The sequence below is a fragment of the Candidatus Infernicultor aquiphilus genome, assembly GCF_002784285.1.
In the GTDB taxonomy this organism is placed as follows: Bacteria; Atribacterota; Phoenicimicrobiia; order Phoenicimicrobiales; family Phoenicimicrobiaceae; genus Infernicultor; species Infernicultor aquiphilus.
Window position 1 is genome coordinate 1 of the sequence record NZ_PFKO01000245.1, and the last position, 3301, is coordinate 3301.

Below are 3301 nucleotides of genomic sequence, written 5' to 3' on the forward strand. Positions count from 1 at the left end.
TTTTAATTATAAATTTGGTTTTCAAGGAAAAGGAAATGTAGATTGTTTAAAAGAATATGGTAAAATTTATAAATTTAAAACCAGTATATTAAAACCAGAAGTTATAAATAAAACCATCATTAGTAGCACTATAATTAAAGAATATATTAGATTGGGAGATACTAAAAAAGCGAAAAAATTATTGGGGCATAATGTGATAATTTCAGGAAGAGTGATCTCTGGAAAGGGAAGAGGAAAAAAATTATTAAATTTTGCTACAGCTAATATTGAGATACCATTAGAAAAAATACTTCCTGCTAACGGAGTATATTTAGTTGAAATCAATATTGATAATCAAAAATATTATGGTTTAATGAATATAGGCATTAAACCTACTTTTAAAGAAAATAATAAGACAGTAGAAGTTCATATTATAAATTTTAATAAAAGTATTTATAACCAAGTAGTTAATATTAATATATTACAAAAAATAAGGAATGAAAAATACTTTAACCATCCAGGTTTATTAAAGAAACAGATAGAAGATGATATTTTAACAGCTCACAAAATGATAAATAACATGTAATAAGTAATGTGTTTTTGTGATTTCGGAAATTTAATCTTAGCACTTATTACTCATTACTTGTTACTGTATTTATACTCGATACTCGATACTATATACTTGATAATATTTTCACTCGATACTAATTTTAAGTTGAAGGGTCTAATTGTTTATGATAAAATATATTAAGATATAATATTTACCAATAAGATTATACTGGAATAAAAAATAAAAAGGAGATAATGACATGGTTTTCGTTAAAGAAGAAAAGGAAGAAATAATAAAAAAATATCAGCACCATACTACTGATACCGGGTCACCCGAAGTTCAAATTGCTTTATTGACCAAAAATATAAATGATCTTACCGAACATTTAATAAAGAACAAAAAAGATTTTCATTCCAAGCAAGGTTTATTAAAGATGGTTAGTAAAAGAAGAAGATTGTTAAATTATATTAAAGATAAAGATATTAATAAATACCGAAATGTTATCGAATCACTCAATTTAAGAAAATAATAAATAAAATATTTTATATATAATGAACAATATTAAATTTCAAATAATAAGGAGGAAATAATTATTTTAATGTTAGGAACAAAGGAAATTGAAATAAATTTAGGTAATAAGATAATTAAGATTGAAACTGGTAAAATAGCTAAACAGTCAACAGGTTCAGTAGTCGTGAGATGCGAAGAAACTACAGTATTGGCGACTGTAGTTGCTTCTGATGAACCGCGTGAAGGAATAGACTTCCTTCCTTTATTGGTGGATTATGAGGAAAAATTTTATGCTGCTGGCAAAATACCTGGTGGCTTTTTCAAAAGAGAAGGTAGACCGAGTAATAATGCCATATTAACTTCTCGACTCATTGATCGCCCGTTACGGCCTTTATTTCCTAAAGAATATATGAATGATGTTCAGATTATTGTTACTGTTCTTTCCTATGATCAAAAAAATTTACCGGATGTTCTAGCTATTATTGGAGCTTCGGCAGCTCTATGGATATCAAATATTCCTTTTCAACATCCCATAGGAGCAGTAAGGATTGGATTAATAGAAAATGAATTGGTAGTAAATCCCACTTCTCAAGAATTAGAAAATAGTGAATTAGACTTGATTATTGCTGGAACAAAAGATTCTATTATGATGATGGAAGGAAAGGCCTGTGAAGTCTCGGAAGAAATAATATTAAAAGCAATTGATATTGCTCAGGAAGCCATAAAAATAATTGTAGAAAGCCAAGAAAAATTAATAAATATTTTGGGAAAATTAAATACAAAAAAGGAGTATAATTTTTCAGAAATTACCGAAAAAAAAGATAAATATTATAAGTTAATTAAAAACCTTTATGAACCTGAAATTAAAGAAGCCACTTGCATAATTGAAAAAAAAGAGAGAGATAATTTATTAAAGAAGATATTAAATAAGATTATGGAAAAATTATCTATCGAAGATGATGATATTTATTTCTTAAAGAATATTTATGATGATATTTGTAGAGAAATTATTCGTAATTTAATAATTAAAGAAAAAAGAAGAGTAGATGGAAGACAATTTGACGATATACGACCTATTAGTTGTGAAATAGGAATACTCCCTAGAGTTCATGGAAGTGCTTTATTTACCAGAGGACAAACTCAAGCCCTGGTTATTACTACTTTGGGGACTTTTAAAGATAGACAATTCATTGATACCTTAGAAGAAGATTCTTCAGAAAGATTTTATCTGCATTACAACTTTCCACCCTTTAGCGTTGGCGAGGTAAGACCCAGAAGAGGCCAATCAAGAAGAGAGATTGGCCATGGTTCATTAGCAGAAAAAGCCTTAAAATCTTTGATACCTTTAGAAGTTGAATTTCCTTATACTATTCGTGTTGTTTCTGAAATTTTAGAATCAAATGGTTCTTCTTCTATGGCTACTGTTTGCGGAGGAAGTTTATCTTTAATGGATGCAGGGGTGCCCATAAAAAGGCCTATAGCTGGAATTGCTATGGGACTAGTAAAAGAAAATGAAAAAATAGAAATATTAACCGATATTTTGGGTTTGGAAGATCACTATGGAGATATGGATTTTAAAGCTGCTGGGAGTAGCCAGGGAATTACTGCTATTCAGATGGATTTGAAAATTGCCGGCATTTCTAAAAATACATTATTTGACATTTTGCAAAAATCAAAAAAAGCCAGATTATTTATTCTTAACCAGATGAATGAAGTAATTTCTGAACCAAAGAAAGACTTATCTATCTATGCTCCAAAAATAGTTATTTTAAAGATAGATACTAATAAAATAGGAATTGTGATAGGTCCTAGTGGAAAGAATATTAAAAAAATTATAGAAGTTACTGGGGCTACTATTGATATTAAAGAAGATGGTGAAATATATATTTCTTCAATTAATGAAAATTCAATAAAACAAGCTAAAAAAATGATTGAAAGTCTAACAAAAGAAGCTAAAGTAGGAGATACGTATAAAGGGAAGGTAACCAGAACTACAAATTTTGGAGCTTTTGTGGAGATTTTACCAGGTAAAGAAGGATTAGTTCATATTTCTAAATTATCTCATAAACATGTAGTAAAAGTTGAGGACATAGTTAAAGTTAATGATGATATATTAGTTAAGGTTATTGGAATTGATAATCAAGGTAGAATTGATTTAAGAAAAGTAGATATTGAGGAAAACAGCATTATAGAAAATGAAAGTATTGATCATAATGAAAATTATGATTGATACTTTGCAGATAAATAGAAAGAAAATTAATT

The 3301-nt window shown here is 28.0% G+C and carries 3 protein-coding genes; all 3 read left to right on the plus strand.

The features are described 5' to 3' along the window. On the plus strand, positions 1-565 hold a 565-nt coding region (locus COZ07_RS06575; protein WP_406607773.1), incomplete at its 5' end, for a riboflavin kinase. A 223-nt stretch (positions 566-788) separates the two neighbouring features. Then, positions 789-1058, plus strand: a complete 270-nt coding sequence (gene rpsO / locus COZ07_RS06580; protein WP_406607774.1) for a 30S ribosomal protein S15 — start codon at positions 789-791, stop codon at positions 1056-1058. Between the two features lie 69 nt (positions 1059-1127). Beyond that, entirely contained in the window at positions 1128-3269 is a 2142-nt protein-coding gene (locus COZ07_RS06585; RefSeq protein ID WP_406607775.1) for a polyribonucleotide nucleotidyltransferase, read from the plus strand. The last annotated feature ends 32 nt before the right edge of the window (positions 3270-3301 follow it).